The organism is Litorivivens lipolytica (assembly GCF_014191715.1).
Classification (GTDB): domain Bacteria; phylum Pseudomonadota; class Gammaproteobacteria; order Pseudomonadales; family Spongiibacteraceae; genus Litorivivens; species Litorivivens lipolytica.
The window spans coordinates 706468-725329 of the sequence record NZ_JACHWY010000001.1; the positions used below are offsets into that span (position 1 = coordinate 706468).

Here is an 18862-nt window from a genome sequence, read left to right on the forward strand (position 1 = left end):
TCTATGAAGATTATCGACGCTGACTGGGCAACCCATCAGAACGCATTGCAGGCAATCCGGCGCCAGGTATTTGTTCAGGAGCAATCCGTTCCGGAAGATCTGGAATGGGATGGAAAAGACGCCCACGCCTACCACTGGCTGGCTTTCGATGGTGAGCGGCCAGTGGGCACGGTTCGCATGCTGCAGGACGGCCACATCGGTCGAATGGCGGTACTTAAGGAATACCGCTCACAAGGCATCGGCGAACACCTTCTCGCCCAAGCCCTGCACTGTGCAAAACGCCTCAATAAACGTGAAGCCTGGCTGCACAGTCAGGAACACGCCATCGGTTTTTACGAAAAGTTCGGCTTCGTAGCCTACGGCCCGACCTTCATGGACGCGGGTATCCCCCATCGCTCCATGCGCTTTGTACTGCGCAGCCAATCACTGCTCGGCGAAGACAACGGCCGAATTGCCGTTAGCGATCTTCCGGCAACAGTTTCGTCCATGCTGTCCCAAAGCCGGCAGCAAATTCGTATTTTTAGTGAATCGCTTAACCCGGCAGCCTTTGATAGCGACGACGTGCGTAACGCGCTCTCCACCTTGGCGCGGCGACATAAATCCACGGAAATCCGCCTACTGGTGCTACGACCGGATCTTCTCGCAGGAACCGGACATAGATTACTGGAACTGCAACGACGTTTGAGTTCTGCCATCTTGCTCAAGGTGCTACCGGAAGAACAAGCCGGCCAACAAGACGAGGAATTTGTGGTTGCCGATCGATGCGGGCTGATCGTTTCATCCCGGCGCAGTCCCGGCACCCATTGGGCTGATTTTAACAACCGCCCCTTGGCGCAAAACTACAGCATTCAGTTTGATCAGCTCTGGAATCAGGCGCAGGACGATATTCGTTTTCGGCGATTAAGTCTTTAGCCATTGCCTGCCTCTATAATGATAAAAAGAAACAAGCCAGCGTTGATCATCCAGCCCGGCTACCACTGATCATGCAAAGTACCAAATAATTTTTGCAGTCAAAAAACCATCACATCTTTTATTTCTTTTTTAATTCCTGTTTAATGCGCGCAATTTTTATGCAATAAGGATGGACTTCATGCCTCGCACAAAAAAAGCCGCTGTTAAAAAAACTGCTGCCAAGAAAGCCACTGTAAAAAAATCTCCTGCCAAAAAAGTTGCAGCAAAGAAAGCCCCCGCTAAAAAAGCGCCTCCAAGAAAAGCCGTCGCCAAACCAAACGCAAGCAAAGCAACTCCCGTTGCCAATCTGGTTGCGGATTTGGAGAAAAAGGTTAACAGCGTAGAGGCTGAACTGAACAAGCTGATCGCCAAAGTTGGCAAAAGCGAAATCAAACTGGCCAAATCGGCCGATGCTTTGAAGGCCAAGCGCACTGCTGCCAAAGCCAAGCCAACGCCCGCCAAGAAAGCCGCCGTTGATAAAGCCCGCGTAGCCGCTGCTGCTGCTCGCGACGTAGTTCGCGCCGAGAAGAAAGCCGTTTCCGCGAAACGCGCGGAGCTGAAAGTCGCCAAAGCGAAACTTGCCAAGGCACAAACCGCCGAAAAAGTGGTTGCCAATGCTCAGGCTAAACTCGAAAGCAGTACCGCCAAGGCCATTGCGCGCATTCAAGCCAAAGCCGACAAGCAAATAGCCGCACTGCGCAAGAAGTCTGAGCGCGAACTGCTTCGCCGTGAAAAAGCCGCACTGAAATCTGCGCAAAGCACTCAGCGTCGTGCCCGCAAAGCCAAATCTACCAAGGCAAAAGCCGCCGCACCTGCTGCAGCACCGGCTGCCTCTGCACCCGCGACCGAAGCTCCAGCCCAGGAAAGCTGAGTCGCCCTGACCTCACCGCGGCATCCGCTGCGGTGAGGCACCGTCCCTCGTCAACGCAATACCGCCACCGACTTCACTTGAGCCCAGACCGGGCGTCCAACGCAAAGCTCAAGGGAGTGAACCGAGCGACGCGTCAGGCGAGCCAGCAAACGATTTTCACCTGCTAACTTCAGGGTGACCAAGGCCATAGCACTGTCGGCGGTTTCATCGATGGCTTCTACCTCAGCCTTGAGCCGATTGACGATACTGGACGCTCCCGGTTCCTCCAGAGCCAGACTTACGTCTCGAGCCAAGACCCGAATGCGCAGTGCTGTATCGAGACTATCGCCGTTGTCGCGCACCCATAAACTGTCGCCAGTAAATGCCGCGCGAATCAGATGCCATTGATCGTCGCGTTCGACCACCCGAGCCTCCAATATCACACCCGCGTCATCGTGTTGTGATATCGAAAGCTCTGTTCGGGTAAGCGCTATGCTGAGCGCTTCGTTGGCCTCTACCCGCCCATTTTCAACAACAACCAGCTGATCAGCCAGGCGCGTAATTTCATCTAGCGAATGACTTACATACAGCACAGGCGCCTCAAATTCTTCGTGCAGGCGCTCCAGATAAGGAAGAATCTCTTCACGCCGACTGGTATCCAGCGCGGCGAGTGGCTCATCCAGTAATAACAGTTTTGGCTGCGACAGCAGTGCGCGCGCAATGGCAACACGCTGGCGCTCGCCACCGGACAGAGCCGCGGTTGAACGTTTCAGCAGCGGCTCAATCCCCATCATCGCAACCACGTTTTTCAGATAGTCTTGATCGCGATTTCGACTGCGCCGACGCGCAAAATCGAGATTACCCTGAACATCTAGATGGGAAAACAGGCTCGCTTCCTGAAAAACGTAACCCAGCGCTCGCTGATGCGTTGGCACAAAACGTTGAGCATCCTGCCAGACCAGACCATTCAGGGACAGAAAACCTGACTGTGCTCGCTGCAGCCCGGCAATACAGCGCAGTAGCGTGGTTTTCCCAGAACCTGAGGCACCGTAGATCGCCGTGATGCCGCGATCCGGTAGTGTGAGATCTACATCCAGATTAAAACCGCCGCTGAATGACTGCTGAAAGCGGGCGATCAAGCCATTGCTCTTATTCACAGCCTAAAGTCCGTCCGTAGATTCGACCGGTGTTGCACCAGATACAGCGCTAACAAGACGGTAAAGGAAAAGATCAGTAGCGAGGCCGACAGCCGATGCGCTCCGGCATAATCCAACGCTTCGACGTGATCGTAAATCAGCACCGAGACCACGCGAGTTTCTTCCGGAATATTTCCGCCAATCATCAACACCACACCAAACTCGCCGAGCGTATGCGCAAAACCGAGCACAGCTGCGGTGATAAAACCCGCTCGCGCTTGAGGTAACAACACAGAGAAAAAGCGGTCGACAGGGCCAGCCCCCAGAGTTGCGGCGACTTCCAGAGGGCGCTGTCCGACGGATTCGATCGCGTTATGAATGGGCTGCACTACAAAAGGCAATGAGTAAATCATCGAACCGATTACCAGCCCCTGAAACGTAAACGCCAGTGTGCCAATACCCAGTGTTTGGGTCAGCTGGCCTAGCGGCCCCTCCGGCCCCATCGCCACCAACAGATAAAAGCCCAACACGGTGGGAGGCAACACCAGTGGCAGCGCCACCAGTGCCGACACCGGGCCTTTTAACCAAGAGCGCGTGCGCGCCAGCCAGTACGCCAATGGCGTTGCCAGAATAAGCAGTAAGAAGGTTGAACTGAAGGCAAGCTGAAGCGTCAGCCATACCGCCTGCCATTCTGATGCCGTCAGCCCCATGGTGTCTCTGTCATACAAGCAATCGGTAAAGACTGCGAACGCGTTATTTTCGGTGGAAAGCTAGTGTGCGTGATCGCACCCATCAACTCAAGCACGCCAGATTCTAGTGCGCTTATTCGGTGCGGCAGTACCGGTCTGGAAGAACACAGTGAGTGCACCACAAGCACCATCCGAGCGCAGCCGCTGTTGGAGCCCCCTAATCAAAATGGCGCACGCGTCAGCTATCTAACTGTTTTTATTAGCTATTCCAACCTTGGCACGGTCGTTGCTCTAACTCAAGCCAATACAAGACAAACCAGCTGGCATTTTCAGCCGGGCACAAGGACTGCAGCCGAAGGCCCACACAACCAGCACCAAGGAGATTGCTATGTCACTCAGGTATAAACAGTGGTTCAAGTCGATCGCAGCGAGCGTGCTGCTCGGCGGCGCCGCATTAACCCAGGCTGCAGAGCCCGAAAAGGAAGAACTGAAATTCGGCTTTATCAAACTTACAGACATGGCCCCGCTGGCCATCGCTTACGAAAAAGGCTTTTTTGAAGACGAAGGCCTGTTTGTCACCCTCGAAGCACAAGCCAACTGGAAAGTGCTACTGGATCGCGTGATTGACGGCCAACTCGATGGCGCGCACATGCTCGCCGGTCAGCCGCTCGGTGCCACCATCGGCTTCGGCACGCAGGCACATATCATTACCGCCTTTAGCATGGATCTGAACGGCAACGGGATCACGGTTTCCAACGATATCTGGGAACAGATGAAACCGAACATTCCCAAACAGGCGGATGGCAAACCGGTTCATCCGATTAAAGCCGACTACCTAAAACCCGTGGTCGAAAAATACAAGGCCGAAGGCAAACCCTTCAAAATGGGCATGGTATTCCCCGTCTCCACTCACAACTACGAGCTGCGCTACTGGCTGGCTGCCGGTGGCATTCACCCCGGTTACTATGCCCCGAAAAAAGGCGACACCAGCGGCATGATCGACGCCGACGCGCAATTGTCGGTAACGCCGCCACCGCAGATGCCCTCCACCATGGAAGCCGGCACCATTTACGGCTACTGCGTGGGTGAACCCTGGAACCAGCAAGCGGTGTTCAAGGGCATCGGCGTACCGGTCATCACCGATTATGAAATCTGGAAGGACAACCCTGAAAAAGTCTTTGGCGTCAGTAAGGAGTGGGCTGACAAGTATCCGCAGACCCATATCGCAGTCGTAAAAGCCATGATTCGCGCTGCCAAATGGTTGGATGTAAACAACAACGCCAACCGTCCGGAAGCGGTAAAAATTCTTTCCAAACCCTACTACGTAGGCGCCGACGCTGAGGTCATTGCCAACTCCATGACCGGCACCTTCGAGTATGAAAAAGGCGACAAGCGTCCGGTTCCCGACTTCAACGTGTTCTTCCGATATAACGCAACTTACCCCTACTACTCCGATGCGATCTGGTATCTGACCCAGATGCGCCGCTGGGGCCAGATCGCCGAGCACAAGCCCGACAGCTGGTATATGGAGACGGCCAAGAAGGTCTATCGCCCGGATATCTACCGCGCCGCCGCTGAAGAACTGATCGTCGATGGCGTTATGCAAGCCAGCGACTTTCCGGATTTCGCCAAGGAGACCGGCTTTAAACCGCCACAAAAAGAATTTATTGATGGCGTGACCTATGACGGCACCAAGCCCAACGACTACCTCGGCAAATTCAAGATCGGACTGAAAGGCAAGGACGAGGTTTAAGACTCATAAAGGCGCGGTTCGCCGCGCTTTTCTTGCCTTGTTAGGGAGACATCATGTTTAAACAAAAAACCATCGGATTCTTTGAGGTTGCAGGCTTTCGCTGGATGGTGCCGGTGGTCAAACTGGCCTTCTGGGAAGACCCGAAAGAACAATCACGGCAGCTGGGCAACCTGCTGGGCCTGCCGCTGCTGGCCATCGCCCTCTTCCTGTTTTTCTGGGCCGCCGGTGCCGCCCAGGTAGATACCAGCCTCGGTAAATTGCCAGGCCCGAGTGCCGTCCTCGATGCCGGCAAAACGCTTTACGCCGAGCATAAAGAAGAGCGCGCCAAAGAGGCGGCCTTCTACGAGCGCCAGGAAAAACGGCATGCGAAAAAACTGGAGCGCAACCCTGACGCAGAACTTAAATGGCGCAACTACACCGGCAACGCCACCTTTATCGACCAGATTTTTACCAGCCTGAAAACCGTTTTCACAGGCTTTCTTCTTGCCTCGGTGATTGCCGTACCCGTGGGTATTGCCTGCGGCCTTAGCCCCGGTCTGAATACCGCGATATCGCCCATCATCCAAATTTTAAAACCGGTTTCGCCACTGGCCTGGCTGCCCATCGTCACCATGGTGGTGAGCGCAGTGTATATCAGCGATGACCCGCTGTTTGCCAAATCTTTTGTCAATTCGGCGATCACCGTGACTCTCTGCTGTATGTGGCCAACGCTGATCAATACCGCCGTGGGCGTTGCCAATATCGACAAGGATCTGATCAACGTCGGCCGCGTGATTCGCCTCGGCTGGATAACTCGCGTGCGCAAGATCGCCATTCCAGCCGCCCTGCCCATGATTTTCACCGGCCTGCGAATCTCACTCGGCATAGGCTGGATGGTACTGATTGCCGCTGAGATGCTCGCTCAAAACCCCGGGCTTGGAAAATTCGTCTGGGATGAATTCCAGAACGGCAGCTCGCAATCCCTCGCGCGCATTATGTTTGCCGTCGTCACCATTGGCTTTATTGGCTTTGTCCTCGACTGGCTAATGCTGACACTGCAAAAACTAATTTCTCACGAAGACGTAAAAAGCTGATCTTAAAGGAGCAGACCATGAACCCCTATGTCGACCTGTCACACCTGACCATGGAATTCCCGACACCCAAGGGCCCCTTCTGCGCCTTGGATAAGGTCAACCTGAAAATTCAGAAGGGGGAATTTATTTCCCTGATCGGCCATTCCGGCTGCGGCAAATCTACCGTGCTCAATATTATCGCCGGCCTCTACCAAGCGACCAAAGGCGCGGTGGTGCTTGAGGGCAAGGAAGTCAACGAACCGGGCCCGGAGCGCGCGGTGGTGTTTCAGAATCACTCGCTGTTTCCGTGGCTCACCGCTTACGAAAATATCGAGATCGCGGTTAAACAGGTGTTTAAAGGGCAGAAATCCAAAGCGGAAATCCGCGATTGGGTTATGCATAACCTCACACTCGCGCACATGGAGCACGCCGCCCATAAATATCCGGCGGAGCTCTCTGGCGGTATGAAACAGCGTATTGGTATCGCCCGGGCGCTGGCGATGGAACCCAAAGTGCTATTGATGGACGAACCCTTTGGCGCACTGGACGCCCTCACCCGCGCTCACCTGCAGGATTCACTCATGGAAATCCAGACCGAGCTAAACAATACAGTAGTGATGATCACTCACGACGTCGATGAAGCCGTACTGCTGTCTGATCGCATCGTGATGATGACCAACGGTCCGGCAGCGACCATCGGTGAAGTCCTCGATATTGATCTGGAGCGTCCCCGGGATCGCCTTACCCTCGCCAGCGATGCCCACTACAACGAGTACCGCGCCGCCGTACTGCGGTTTTTGCATCAGAAGCACTCCAATCCAGCTCAGAAAAAATCTGACAGCAAGCCAAAAGATAAAAGCGAAGGATCGGACAACGCCTTGGGTCAGGCCGCATGAAAATACCCCGCGTGGAATCCCTGGAAAAGCAGCAGCTCACACTCGGTTACATTCCGCTGACCGATTGCGCTCCCTTTGCGGTCGCCAAGGAGAAAGGCTTTTTTGAGGAACAGGGTCTCGAGGTCACATTGAGTCGCGAACACTCCTGGGCCAGTATCAGAGATAAAGTCAGCCTTGGCGTACACGATGGCGCGCAGATGCTGGCCAGCATGCCGGTGGCGGCTCGGCTTGGCGTGGCCGGCCCGCGGCTGGATATGGTGACGGCATTTGTTCTCGACTTGAACGGCAACGCCATCACGCTGAGTAACCGACTCTATGAGGCCGTTGTCGCCACCGACCCTGACGCCGCCTTCTCTGCCCTTGCGGCAACCCAAGCCCTGAATCTGGTGATTCGTGCCAATGCCCAAAATAAACGCCCCAAGTTGCGTTTTGGTGTCGTCTTTCCCGTATCAACCCAGAACTACGAGCTGCGCTACTGGCTGGGCTGTGGTGGCACCAACCCGGATCTCGATATCGAGATTGTGGTGATTCCGCCGCCGGACATGGTCGATCACTTGAAATCCGGGGATATAGACGGCTACTGCGTGGGCGAACCCTGGAATACGGTGGCCGTGCGAGCCGGTCTTGGCCACGTGGTGGCAACCAAATACGAGCTGTGGAATAACAGCCCGGAAAAAGTGTTTGCCGTAGCCAAGCGCTGGGCTGATGAACACCCCGAGACGCATAAAGCCGTTTTACGCGCGTTGATGAAAGCCTGCGCGTGGCTGGATCAAAGTGAAAACCGCCTGGTCGCGGCAGAGATTCTAACCGAGCGCGGTTACATTGATCAGGGGCTGGAGACGGTTGCCCTGTCTCTGTGCGGTATCAGCCAAAGGCACCCGGACAGACCGCCGGAAGACGCGCCAGATTTTCATGTGTTTAATCGCTACAGCGCAAACTTTCCCTGGCTCAATCAGGCGGAATGGTACATCGCTGAGATGTATCGCTGGGGCCAATTGCGTAACCCCGTCAGTATCAGCAGTATTGCCGAGCAGGTGTATCTGCCCACGTTTTATCGCGAGGTGGCGAGCGAAATCGGCGCGCCCTGCCCGGCGATCAACCGTAAGACAGAGGGCAATCTCAGCCCGCAAATGTTGCAGAATTTTGCGCCCCACCTCGGGCCCAATCAGTTTATCGATGGCAAGCGTTTCGATGTGGGCAAGGTGCTCGGCTACCTTGAGCAGCACGAACTCAGTCAAGCCAACATACGTGAATTAAGGCAAAGCAATGAAACGATCGGCTAAAGCTCCACTGCGCGCGCTGATGGTCGGCGTCGATGGACCGCGCTCCGAAAAACTGTTCCAACTGCTGGCCAATGTCGGTATTGAATTGATTCCGCGCAGCGTGTCGGAAGACAGCCTTTATAAGTTACTGCAGGAACTGCAGCCAGAGCTGATCTTTGTAGACGTCAATTCCACTGCTCGAGATACCCTGGAGCATGTGGTGTCGTCCCACCCCGCGCTGCCACAGCCTGTGGTGAGCGCCGATGGTGACCTGCGCATCAGCCTGCGACGTCTGGCGGGTGATATCGGCATCAGTCTGTATGTCAGCGAACGGGTTTCACCCTGTCTACTGCAGGCGCTAATCGATATTACGATCAGCCATTGCCATAGCATTGGAGTATTGGAACAGGAGCTGGCCTTGCTGGCGGACAACAGCGAGATAATGGTCGCTGCGCTGCACTAAATCCCGAATTCTAGTTCAGTGGCCCGCTGTGGAAGCGAAACTCGCGGTCTGGCGCCTGAATCAGTTCAGCCTCTTTTTCGGCGAAAAAGGCGACCCGCCGGTCAACCTCGGCGGCGTCAACCCCCGCCTCCTTGGCATATTGTTTGGCCAGCTTCAGGTAATCCATAAAGTGGCGGGATTCCGAGCGCAGCAGTGAGCGATAGAATTCGGCCAGCTCCTCATCCAATAGTGGCGCGAGGCTGTCGAAACGTTCACAGGAGCGGGCCTCGATAAACGCCCCCACAATCAGCACATCGATCAGCTTGCCCGGCTCAGACGTGCGCATATGCTCGCGCAAACCACCCGCGTAGCGGGCGGAACTGAGCTGAACGTAGTCCACATTGCGCTGCTGCATAATGGCCAGCACCTGCTCGAAGTGACGCAGCTCTTCTCGGGCCAGCTTCGACATACGCGTCAGCAGGTCCGGTTTATCCACATAGCGATACATCAGGTTCAGCGCCGTCGACGCTGCTTTCTTCTCGCAATTTGCATGATCAATCAACAAGATAGACTGATTTTCTAAAGCGGTTTGGAGCCATGCTTGCGGGGTTTCACAGGCGAGAAAATCTTTGACGGGCTGGATATCAACGGTTTTCATTGCAAACAACAGTTCGTGGACTTGGGCGAGGCGCGGAGTATATCAGACCCGACGCCCTGACCCCCGATCTCAGACTACTTTCATATAGCGATCGTAGTGAGCCTCGGACAGGATATAAAACTCCCGGTCGATCATATCCCTTAGCTGAGTCAACGGCACATCGCGGTATTGGGCATCAATCGCCAGGCCAAACTCGGCCGGGTCTTTGATCTGGGCGGCGCCCGCTTTCAACAAGGCAAAGGCCCAAACCTCAGGTCGTTTGTGCGGTTTAAAGCGAATCTGTTGTACCTGCATTTGCCATTCCAGCAGGCCGGCATCGACGATGCGGAGTTTATTGCCGACCACTTGAGACAAAAAATCGTCCAATCGCCGGTCTATAGCCTGCTTCTGCTCCTCGTTGTACCCATTCCAGTCAATCACCTCATGCGAAAACCGCTTGCAGCCACGGCAGACGCTGTCGCCCAGCGCCGTCGAGCAGACGCCAATACAGGGGGTGGTAACACGGGGCAGAACATTCTGGCGCGCAGGGGGCGGACTCACGAGGGAAAGATCTCCGGTTTATTCACGGCAAAAACGGCGGCTATAACGGTAACTGTCCCGGTCCTGAGTGACAAGTCCTGCCTTTGCCTCTTAGCGAACTGGTTGATTTACAGTATAATTGCGCACCTTTCGACGTCGATGATGGGCATCGATAGCCCCGGCTGCCGGCGATCCCGGCGGCTTCAGGGTACCGAAATTGCGACCAGAGGAGCTTAACTGTGCTTGAAGCCTACCGTGAACACGTTGCCGAGCGTGCCGCACTGGGAATTCCCCCGAAACCCCTGAATCCCGAGCAAGTCGCCGCCTTGGTGGAACTGCTGAAAAACCCACCTGCCGGTGAAGAAGATACCCTGGTAGAACTGATCTCCGAGCGCGTTCCGCCCGGTGTTGACGAAGCTGCTTACGTTAAAGCGGGCTTCCTGTCTGCCATCGTTAAAGGTGAAGCCAGCTCTCCCCTGATCGACCGATCCAAAGCCGTTACCCTGCTGGGCAACATGCACGGCGGTTACAACATTGCCACTCTGGTGGAGCTGCTGGACGACGCGGAACTGGCTGCCCAGGCTGCCGAAGAACTCAAGCACACACTGCTGATGTTCGACGCCTTCCACGACGTGGAAGAAAAAGCTAAAGCCGGTAACGAACACGCCAAAGCCGTACTGCAAAGCTGGGCCGATGGCGAGTGGTTCACCAAGCGTGACAAGGTTGCCGAGTCCATCAAGGTTGCCATCTTTAAAGTAACCGGTGAGACCAACACCGACGACCTGTCCCCTGCCCCCGATGCCTGGAGCCGCCCGGATATCCCCCTGCACGCGCTGGCCATGTACAAGATGAAGCGCGACGGTCTGGAACCCGAAGAACCCGGCGTTCGCGGCCCGATGGCTCAGATCAAGGAAATCCAGGACAAGGGTCTGCCCGTTGCCTTCGTTGGCGACGTTGTCGGCACCGGCTCTTCACGTAAGTCAGCCACTAACTCTGTACTGTGGTTCTTCGGTGAAGATATGCCCGGGACCCCGAACAAGAAATCCGGCGGCATTTGTATCGGCAACAAGGTTGCCCCGATTTTCTACAACACCATGGAAGACGCCGGCGCGCTGGTTTTTGAAGCCCCCGTTGACGATCTGAACATGGGCGACATCGTTGAGATCCGCCCCTACGACGGCAAGATTCTGAACGAAGCCGGCGAAACCATTTCCGAGTTCGCTTTGAAATCCGATGTACTGCTGGACGAAGTGCAGGCCGGCGGTCGTATCAACCTGATCATCGGTCGCGGTCTGACCACCAAGGCGCGCGAGTCTCTGGGTCTGCCCGAGTCTGATCTGTTCCGCAAGCCAGAAGCCCCCGCGGAAAGCAACAAAGGCTTCACTCTGGCTCAGAAAATGGTTGGTAAAGCTTGTGGCGTTGAGGGCATCCGCCCCGGCACTTACTGCGAGCCGCGCATGACCACCGTGGGTTCTCAGGACACCACTGGCCCGATGACCCGCGACGAACTGAAAGATCTGGCCTGCCTCGGCTTCTCTGCCGACCTGACCATGCAGTCTTTCTGTCACACCGCGGCTTACCCCAAGCCCGTGGATATTGACACGCAGCACACCCTGCCGGACTTCATCATGACCCGTGGCGGTGTTTCCCTGCGCCCCGGCGACGGCATCATCCACAGCTGGCTGAACCGCATGCTGCTGCCTGACACCGTCGGCACCGGTGGCGACTCTCACACCCGTTTTCCGATGGGAATCTCCTTCCCGGCCGGTTCCGGTCTGGTGGCCTTTGCTGCTGCCACCGGTGTTATGCCGCTGGATATGCCTGAATCGGTACTGGTGCGCTTCAAGGGCAAAATGCAGCCCGGCATCACCCTGCGCGATCTGGTTCATGCCATTCCTTACTACGCGATTCAGGAAGGCCTGCTGACCGTTGAGAAGAAAGGCAAGAAGAACATCTTCTCTGGCCGCATTCTCGAGATCGAAGGTCTGGAGCACCTGACTGCCGAGCAAGCCTTCGAGCTGTCTGATGCCTCTGCCGAGCGCTCTGCTGCCGGTTGTACCATCAAGCTGAGCGAAGAATCCGTTGCCGAGTACCTGCGTTCCAACATCACCCTGCTGCGCTGGATGATCAGCGAAGGCTACGGTGACAAGCGCACCCTCGAGCGCCGCGCTCGCAAGATGGAAGAGTGGCTGGCCAACCCCGAGCTGATGGAAGCCGACAAAGACGCCGAGTACGCCGCCGTGATCGAAATCGATCTGGCTGACGTGACCGAGCCGGTTGTCTGCTGCCCGAACGATCCGGACGACGCCAAGAAACTGTCTGAAGTGGCAGGCGATAAGGTTGACGAAATCTTTATCGGTTCGTGCATGACCAACATCGGTCACTTCCGCGCCGCCGGTAAACTGCTCGACGCCCACAAAGGCGGTATCTCCACCCGCATGTGGCTGTCTCCGCCGACCAAGATGGACGAGCACACCCTCATGGAAGAAGGCTACTACAACATCTTCGGCCGCGCCGGTGCACGTATGGAAATGCCGGGCTGCTCACTGTGCATGGGTAACCAGGCACGTGTGGCTCCGGGCAGCACCGTACTGTCTACCTCGACCCGTAACTTCCCGAACCGTCTGGGCGATGGCTCCAACGTCTACCTGACTTCAGCCGAACTGGCTGCAGTTGGCGCGATTCTGGGCAAACTGCCGACGCCGGAAGAGTACCTGCAGTACGCTGAGAAGCTGGATTCCATGTCCAGCGAAATCTACCGCTACATGAACTTTGATCAGATTGCAGAGTTCCAGAAAGGCGCCGAAGAAGGTGCCCGTATCGCAGCGGTGGAGATTCAGGAAGTCGCCTGATAATCAGCCCTTGCTAGACTAAGCCCGCCTAGTGCGGGCTTTTTTGTGTCTGTATAAACCCCCTAAAGCTGCGATCTCAGTCCGAATCCCGTATTATCAAAGACACTATCGAGCGATGGAGCGAACCGAGTGAGCGGCATAACCACATCGTTTTTTCTTATTTTCGCGGGCGCCGCAGTGGTCGCCTCACTCGCGCTCTACACTCGCCAACCTCTAATTATTGCCTACATCGTACTGGGCGCCGTGATCGGCCCTTACGGTGTTGAGTGGGTCACCGACCTCAAACTGCTCGCCGATATCGCCGATGTTGGTATCCTGTTTTTGCTGTTTCTGTTGGGGCTCGATATGCAGCCTCGCGCCCTGATTGACACCATACAAAAATCCACTGTCGTCGCCCTGCTCTCCTCTCTAGCCTTCGCCTCGTTGGGAATCGGTATCGCCTTCCTATTCGGTTTCACGCTGGTGGAGTGCCTGGTGATTGGCGCAGCGATGATGTTTTCCAGCACTATTATCGGCATCAAGCTGCTACCAACGACCGTATTGCACCATAAGCATACCGGCGAGCTCATGATTGGCCTGCTGCTCCTTCAGGATCTGATCGCGATTTTTGTACTGCTGTTGCTAATGGCCTTCGGTCTTGGCGAGTTCAGCATCATGGATTTCAGTCTGACGCTGCTGTCGCTACCCTTGTTTGTCGCAGCAGCCTTCGCGGCCGTGCGCTGGATTGTGCTGCCGCTGCTGCGCCGCTTTGACCGCTTTCACGAATATATTTTTCTGGTGGCGCTGGGCTGGTGTCTGGGACTCGCCGAAGCGGGGCACGCACTGGGCCTGTCTGCGGAAATCGGGGCCTTTCTCGCCGGCATCAGCCTTGCTACAAGCCCGATATCACAATACATCGCCGTTAACCTCAAACCCCTGCGCGATTTCTTTTTGATTCTATTTTTCTTTTCGCTCGGCGCGCGCTTTGATTTAGGGCTAATTGGCGAGGTACTGGTGCCGGCGATGGTCTTGGCGACCACTATGCTCGGCCTGAAACCAGTAATCTTTCGCTACCTATTGCATGGGCTTAGTGAGCGCAATTCGCTGGCGTGGGATTTGGGTTTTCGGCTGGGACAGGTCAGCGAATTTTCGCTGTTGATTGCTTACATGGCGGCGGGATCCGCTATTATCGGGCGAGAAGCCTCTCACCTGATTCAGGCGACGACCATCATTACTTTTGTGGTGTCGTCCTACATCATTATTCTGAACTACCCGACGCCGATTGCCATTTCTGACAAACTGCGCCGGGACTGATAAAGACACTGTTAGAACGGCAAAACTTTCTTCAAGGGTGATTCTTCCTTATCACCTTCATCTTCACCCTCTTCCGCCTCTTTCTCACGGAAAACCGCAGAGAAGGTCACCGGCACAGCCCGGGTTATGGACGATAGTCCGGCAATTTCCTGAAGCTTATCGACACCTGCGCCCAGCGCAAAATCCGAAACACTGATAAATGCGGGCTCGACAGTAAACACCGTAAATGCACCACCGGTACCCCGAACGATACGCACCAGCAATTCCAGCGGCTTCTTATGGCCGTGCAAATCCAGCTCACCCTTCAAGCGGCGCTGCTGAATATTGCCTACTTCCATATCGCTGATATTTTCAATGTCGATACTGGCGGTATAAACCGCGCTGGGGAACTTCGTCACCTGAAACAGATGCTCTTTCATGCGCTGATCGCGAATATCAATACGCGTGTCGACACTCGCCAAATCGACGGTGATAACGGCCTTGCCGTTACGGTCGATCTCACCGCTCAGGGTAGTGAAACGGTGCAGTTCTGCAACCGTATTGTTTTTGATGCTGCCAAAGTTAAGCTGCGACACATCTTTGTCGAGCAACAGGTCTGCAGACACCAGCGGACTGGCCAGCAACAGGGGCAAAAGCAGTTTTTTCATTATCTATCTCCGCATTGACGGCTTTCTTGGGAATTGACGAAATCCTAGCATAAAAAAACCCGGCACAAGGCCGGGTTTTCTGTGAGACAAGTCGCTGTTTACAGAGCAGCATCCAGCTCCGGTACGGCGTCGAACAGATCCGCTACCAGACCGTAATCGGCAACCTGGAAGATCGGTGCGTCTTCGTCCTTGTTGATGGCAACGATGACTTTACTGTCCTTCATACCCGCCAAGTGCTGGATCGCACCGGAGATACCTACCGCGATGTACAGATCGGGCGCAACGATTTTACCGGTCTGACCGACCTGCATATCGTTCGGCACGAAACCGGCATCAACAGCGGCGCGAGAAGCACCCACCGCAGCGCCCAGTTTGTCGGCAACTTTGTACAGCATTTCAAAGTTGTCGCCATTCTGCATGCCGCGACCACCGGAAACCACGATGCTGGCAGCGGTCAGGTCGGGACGATCGCTCTCGGCAATCTCTTCCTTCACGAACTCGGACTTACCGGCGTCTTTGGCCACATCAACGGCTTCAACAGCGGCAGAACCGCCTTCAGAAGCAACCGCGTCAAAGGCAGTGGCACGTACAGTGATTACTTTGATTGCGTCAGAAGACTGTACAGTCGCAATAACGTTACCGGCATAGATCGGACGCTTGAACGTGTCAGCGCTTTCTACGGCGATAATTTCAGAAATCTGGGCAACGTCCAGCAGCGCAGCAACGCGCGGCATGAAGTTTTTACCCGTAGTGGTCGCAGGCGCCAGTACGTGACCGTAGTCTTTGCCCAGCTCGGCAACCAGCTCACCCAGATTTTCGGCCAGTTGGTGGCCGTAAGCTGCATTGTCTGCAACCAGAACCTTGGCAACGCCGTCGATTTTGGCAGCCGCTTCGCCAGCAGCACCACAGCCTTCACCGGCTACCAGTACCGCAATGTCGCCGCCGATGGCTTTGGCCGCAGCAACGGTGCTCAGCGTAGCGCCTTTGATTTCAGTGTTGTCGTGTTCAGCAACTACAAGAATACTCATGAAATCACCTTCGCTTCGTTTTTCAGTTTGTCGACCAGCTCGGCAACGGATTCAACCTTGATACCCGCCTGACGCTCTGCCGGGGGCTCAACTTTCAGGGTCTTAACGCGCGGCGCAACATCAACACCCAGCTCATCGGGAGTCAGGGTATCCAGTGGCTTTTTCTTCGCCTTCATGATGTTCGGCAGAGAAGCGTAGCGAGGCTCGTTCAGACGCAGGTCAGTCGTAACAACCGCAGGCAGGCTCAGCTTAACAGTCTGCAGACCACCATCGATCTCGCGGGTTACGCTGACAGAATCGCCGTCAATCGCAACTTCAGAAGCAAAGGTGCCCTGACCCATACCAGCCAGCGCAGCCAGCATCTGGCCAGTCTGGTTGTTGTCGCCGTCGATGGACTGCTTGCCCAGAATAACCAACTGGGGCTCTTCCTTGTCGACAACCGCTTTCAGCAGCTTGGCAACCGCCAGGGGCTGCAGATCTTCGTCAGTCTCAACCAGAATGCCTCGGTCAGCCCCCAGTGCCAGCGCAGTACGGATCTGCTCCTGACAGTTTTTGGCGCCCAGAGAAACGGCAACCACTTCAGTGGCGATACCCTTCTCTTTCAGACGAACCGCTTCTTCTACAGCGATTTCGCAGAACGGGTTGATAGACATTTTGACGTTGTTCAGGTCTGGACCCGAGCCATCGGACTTGGGTCGAACTTTGACGTTGTAATCAACGACACGTTTGACAGCAACAAGAACCTTCATGGATTCCCCATATTCTGTTCAGCTAGTGGAAAAGTGATGCCAATGACTCGACGGAACCGAGGCACCCCGTAAAAATCGGGGGGTATCTTGACGTTTCTGACTGACAAGGTCAATAAAGTCGGCGCATTTAGCGGATTTATAACCTTTATTTCAGGGGTATTAGCACACACAAATCGACGCTTTGCGACAATTCGTTACTTTTTAGCTAACTTATTGACCCGATTGCGGTATTTTCTTCGTAGATAGAAGGTCTGACTAGTCCGGCATTGAATACAGGACATCCCACACCGGTGGCCTTTTACGGGCACTGACAGTATACTTTGCGGCCTTCCAAATGCAGCTTTCCCCTTGATTTGGCTGTATTTACTGATTCAGAAGAGGAGTTCAAACGTGGAACGCGAATCAATGGAATTTGACGTACTGATCGTCGGCGCCGGCCCGGCAGGCCTCTCTGCCGCCTGCAAGATCAGACAATTGAGTGAAAGCACCGGCAAGGATATCAGCGTCTGCGTAGTCGAAAAGGGTTCCGAGGTAGGCGCCCATATCCTCTCCGGCGCGGTATTTGAGCCGACCGCACTGAACGAACTGTTTCCCGACTGGAAAGAGAAAGGTGCGCCGCTGAACACCGAAGTCACTGGCGATGACATCTACTACATGACCAGTGAAGAGAAAGCCATCAAGGTGCCCGGCTTTGCTGTGCCGAAAACCATGCACAACGAAGGCAACTACATTATCAGCCTGGGCAACCTGTGCCGCTGGCTAGCCGAACAAGCCGAAGGCATGGGCGCGGAAATCTACCCCGGCTTTGCTGCGGCCGAGATTCTCTACAATGAGGATGGCAGTGTTAAGGGTATCGCCACTGGCGATATGGGCATCGCTGCCGACGGTTCGCAAAAAGACTCCTACATGCCGGGCATGGAGCTGCACGCCAAGTACACCTTGTTCTCCGAGGGCTGTCGCGGCCACCTGGGCAAGCAACTGATCGAGAAATTCGATCTGGCCGCCGGCAAGGACCCCCAGCACTACGGTATCGGCATCAAAGAGCTCTGGAAGATCAACCCCGAGAAACACTCTCAGGGTAAAGTCGTTCACTCTACCGGCTGGCCGCTGGCAGAAAACGGCGCCTTCGGTGGCGGTTTCCTCTACCACATCGAGGACGACCAAGTGGCACTGGGCCTGATTACCGACCTGTGTTACGACAACCCCTACCTGAGCCCCTTTGAAGAATTCAACCGCTTCAAGACTCACCCGATCATCAAAGACTTCCTAGAAGGCGGCGAGCGCATCTCCTACGGTGCGCGTGCTATCGTTAAAGGCGGCCTGCAATCCCTGCCCAAAATGACTTTCCCGGGCGGCCTGCTGATTGGCTGTGATGCCGGCACCCTGAACTTTGCCAAGATCAAGGGCAGCCACACGGCCATGAAATCCGGCATGCTGGCGGCTGAGGCGGTCCATCAGGCGATCACTGAGCAAGAGCGCGCCAACGACGACCTGACCGAGTACACCGAGGCCTTTAACAACTCCTGGCTGTACAAAGAGCTGCACCAGCAGCGCAACTTCGGTCCGGCCCAACACAAGTGGGGCAACCTGATCGGTTCGGCCTACGCTTTTGTGGATATCAATATCTTCAACGGCAACCTGCCCTGGACCTTCCAGGATCAGAAAGCCGACCACGCCAAGATGAAGCCCGCGGCAGAAAGCAAAAAGATCACCTACCCGAAGCCGGATGGCAAACTGACTTTCGATCGCCTGGCATCGGTCTTCCTGTCCAATACCAACCATGAAGAAGATCAGCCCTGCCACCTGACGCTGAAAGATCCGGCCCTGCCGATTCGCGACAACCTGCCTACCTTCGACGAACCGGCGCAGCGCTACTGCCCTGCCGGCGTGTACGAAGTGGTTGAGAACGAAGATGGCAGCAAGCGCTTCCAGATCAATGGTCAGAACTGCGTTCACTGCAAGACCTGCGACATCAAGGATCCGGCTCAGAACATCGTCTGGGTCACCCCGGAAGGCTTCGGCGGGCCCAACTACCCGAATATGTAATAGCCTTCAGGAAACAGAAACCGCTGTCTCTGTCAGGAG

At 55.4% G+C, this 18862-nt stretch carries 17 protein-coding genes; 10 read left to right on the forward strand and 7 right to left on the reverse strand.

Going from position 1 to position 18862, the window contains the following annotated elements; translation table 11 throughout:
- Positions 1–3: 3 nt before the first annotated feature.
- Complete coding sequence (locus FHR99_RS03240; protein ID WP_183409110.1) at positions 4–912, forward strand: GNAT family N-acetyltransferase; 909 nt, start codon at positions 4–6, stop codon at positions 910–912.
- 178 nt (positions 913–1090) lie between these two features.
- Positions 1091–1822 (forward strand): histone, encoded by a 732-nt coding sequence (locus FHR99_RS03245; RefSeq protein ID WP_183409111.1) that lies wholly within the window; start codon positions 1091–1093, stop codon positions 1820–1822.
- Positions 1823–1872: 50 nt separating this feature from the next.
- Here the strand turns inward: FHR99_RS03245 and modC are convergent, their stop codons facing one another.
- Together modC and modB are read right to left on the reverse strand one after the other, a co-directional pair.
- On the reverse strand, positions 1873–2958 hold the full coding sequence (modC, locus tag FHR99_RS03250; protein WP_343067357.1) for a molybdenum ABC transporter ATP-binding protein: 1086 nt from the start codon (positions 2956–2958) through the stop codon (positions 1873–1875).
- On the reverse strand, positions 2955–3647 hold the full coding sequence (gene modB, locus FHR99_RS03255; protein ID WP_183409112.1) for a molybdate ABC transporter permease subunit: 693 nt from the start codon (positions 3645–3647) through the stop codon (positions 2955–2957). The genes modC and modB overlap by 4 nt, the downstream gene beginning before the upstream one ends.
- Before the next feature lie 367 nt (positions 3648–4014).
- Between modB and FHR99_RS03260 the strand changes: the two genes are divergently transcribed.
- The 5 genes from FHR99_RS03260 to FHR99_RS03280 are packed head-to-tail and all read left to right on the forward strand — an operon-like array spanning position 4015 to position 9052.
- Positions 4015–5379 carry a CmpA/NrtA family ABC transporter substrate-binding protein gene (locus FHR99_RS03260; protein ID WP_183409113.1) on the forward strand — a complete coding sequence of 455 codons (1365 nt, stop codon included), beginning with the start codon at positions 4015–4017 and terminating at the stop codon, positions 5377–5379.
- A 53-nt stretch (positions 5380–5432) separates the two neighbouring features.
- On the forward strand, positions 5433–6452 hold the full coding sequence (locus FHR99_RS03265) for an ABC transporter permease (RefSeq protein ID WP_183409114.1): 1020 nt from the start codon (positions 5433–5435) through the stop codon (positions 6450–6452).
- Between the two features lie 17 nt (positions 6453–6469).
- On the forward strand, positions 6470–7327 hold the full coding sequence (locus FHR99_RS03270) for an ABC transporter ATP-binding protein (RefSeq protein ID WP_183409115.1): 858 nt from the start codon (positions 6470–6472) through the stop codon (positions 7325–7327).
- Positions 7324–8610, forward strand: a complete 1287-nt coding sequence (locus tag FHR99_RS03275; RefSeq protein WP_183409116.1) for a CmpA/NrtA family ABC transporter substrate-binding protein — start codon at positions 7324–7326, stop codon at positions 8608–8610. Before FHR99_RS03270 ends, FHR99_RS03275 begins: the two co-directional genes overlap by 4 nt.
- The gene (locus FHR99_RS03280; RefSeq protein ID WP_183409117.1) at positions 8594–9052 is read left to right on the forward strand and encodes an ANTAR domain-containing protein; all 459 of its coding nucleotides are present in this window, start codon (positions 8594–8596) and stop codon (positions 9050–9052) included. Before FHR99_RS03275 ends, FHR99_RS03280 begins: the two co-directional genes overlap by 17 nt.
- Before the next feature lie 10 nt (positions 9053–9062).
- On the opposite strand, the gene FHR99_RS03285 is transcribed toward FHR99_RS03280, so the two are convergent.
- Both FHR99_RS03285 and FHR99_RS03290 read right to left on the reverse strand, forming a co-directional pair.
- Positions 9063–9689 carry a MiaE family protein gene (locus tag FHR99_RS03285; RefSeq protein ID WP_183409118.1) on the reverse strand — a complete coding sequence of 209 codons (627 nt, stop codon included), beginning with the start codon at positions 9687–9689 and terminating at the stop codon, positions 9063–9065.
- 69 nt (positions 9690–9758) lie between these two features.
- Complete coding sequence (locus tag FHR99_RS03290; protein WP_183409119.1) at positions 9759–10229, reverse strand: DUF1289 domain-containing protein; 471 nt, start codon at positions 10227–10229, stop codon at positions 9759–9761.
- 218 nt (positions 10230–10447) lie between these two features.
- Here FHR99_RS03290 and acnB point away from each other — a divergent pair, with 218 nt between their 5' ends.
- The gene (gene acnB, locus FHR99_RS03295; RefSeq protein WP_183409120.1) at positions 10448–13060 is read left to right on the forward strand and encodes a bifunctional aconitate hydratase 2/2-methylisocitrate dehydratase; all 2613 of its coding nucleotides are present in this window, start codon (positions 10448–10450) and stop codon (positions 13058–13060) included.
- Positions 13061–13189: 129 nt separating this feature from the next.
- Entirely contained in the window at positions 13190–14353 is a 1164-nt protein-coding gene (locus tag FHR99_RS03300) for a cation:proton antiporter domain-containing protein (protein ID WP_183409121.1), read from the forward strand.
- Positions 14354–14364: 11 nt separating this feature from the next.
- On the opposite strand, the gene FHR99_RS03305 is transcribed toward FHR99_RS03300, so the two are convergent.
- The 3 genes from FHR99_RS03305 to FHR99_RS03315 form a co-directional block, all read right to left on the reverse strand.
- The gene (locus FHR99_RS03305; protein WP_183409122.1) at positions 14365–15000 is read right to left on the reverse strand and encodes a YceI family protein; all 636 of its coding nucleotides are present in this window, start codon (positions 14998–15000) and stop codon (positions 14365–14367) included.
- 98 nt (positions 15001–15098) lie between these two features.
- Positions 15099–16028 carry an electron transfer flavoprotein subunit alpha/FixB family protein gene (locus FHR99_RS03310; RefSeq protein WP_183409123.1) on the reverse strand — a complete coding sequence of 310 codons (930 nt, stop codon included), beginning with the start codon at positions 16026–16028 and terminating at the stop codon, positions 15099–15101.
- A complete protein-coding gene (locus tag FHR99_RS03315) occupies positions 16025–16777 on the reverse strand; it encodes an electron transfer flavoprotein subunit beta/FixA family protein (RefSeq protein WP_183409124.1) in 753 nt (250 codons plus the stop codon). The genes FHR99_RS03310 and FHR99_RS03315 overlap by 4 nt, the downstream gene beginning before the upstream one ends.
- A 390-nt stretch (positions 16778–17167) precedes the next feature.
- On the opposite strand from FHR99_RS03315, the gene FHR99_RS03320 reads away from it, so the two are divergent.
- Positions 17168–18823 carry a 4Fe-4S dicluster domain-containing protein gene (locus FHR99_RS03320; RefSeq protein WP_183409125.1) on the forward strand — a complete coding sequence of 552 codons (1656 nt, stop codon included), beginning with the start codon at positions 17168–17170 and terminating at the stop codon, positions 18821–18823.
- Positions 18824–18862 lie beyond the last annotated feature (39 nt).

Bases quoted from the DNA above. Each gene is read 5' to 3' on its own strand.
- FHR99_RS03315 (WP_183409124.1), bottom strand. From the start codon at position 16,777: ATGAAGGTTCTTGTTGCTGTCAAACGTGTCGTTGATTACAACGTCAAA.
- modB (WP_183409112.1), bottom strand. From the start codon at position 3,647: ATGGGGCTGACGGCATCAGAATGGCAGGCGGTATGGCTGACGCTTCAG.
- FHR99_RS03275 (WP_183409116.1), top strand. From the start codon at position 7,324: ATGAAAATACCCCGCGTGGAATCCCTGGAAAAGCAGCAGCTCACACTC.
- FHR99_RS03310 (WP_183409123.1), bottom strand. From the start codon at position 16,028: ATGAGTATTCTTGTAGTTGCTGAACACGACAACACTGAAATCAAAGGC.
- FHR99_RS03245 (WP_183409111.1), top strand. From the start codon at position 1,091: ATGCCTCGCACAAAAAAAGCCGCTGTTAAAAAAACTGCTGCCAAGAAA.
- FHR99_RS03260 (WP_183409113.1), top strand. From the start codon at position 4,015: ATGTCACTCAGGTATAAACAGTGGTTCAAGTCGATCGCAGCGAGCGTG.
- FHR99_RS03270 (WP_183409115.1), top strand. From the start codon at position 6,470: ATGAACCCCTATGTCGACCTGTCACACCTGACCATGGAATTCCCGACA.
- FHR99_RS03240 (WP_183409110.1), top strand. From the start codon at position 4: ATGAAGATTATCGACGCTGACTGGGCAACCCATCAGAACGCATTGCAG.
- FHR99_RS03285 (WP_183409118.1), bottom strand. From the start codon at position 9,689: ATGAAAACCGTTGATATCCAGCCCGTCAAAGATTTTCTCGCCTGTGAA.
- FHR99_RS03265 (WP_183409114.1), top strand. From the start codon at position 5,433: ATGTTTAAACAAAAAACCATCGGATTCTTTGAGGTTGCAGGCTTTCGC.
- FHR99_RS03280 (WP_183409117.1), top strand. From the start codon at position 8,594: ATGAAACGATCGGCTAAAGCTCCACTGCGCGCGCTGATGGTCGGCGTC.
- FHR99_RS03305 (WP_183409122.1), bottom strand. From the start codon at position 15,000: ATGAAAAAACTGCTTTTGCCCCTGTTGCTGGCCAGTCCGCTGGTGTCT.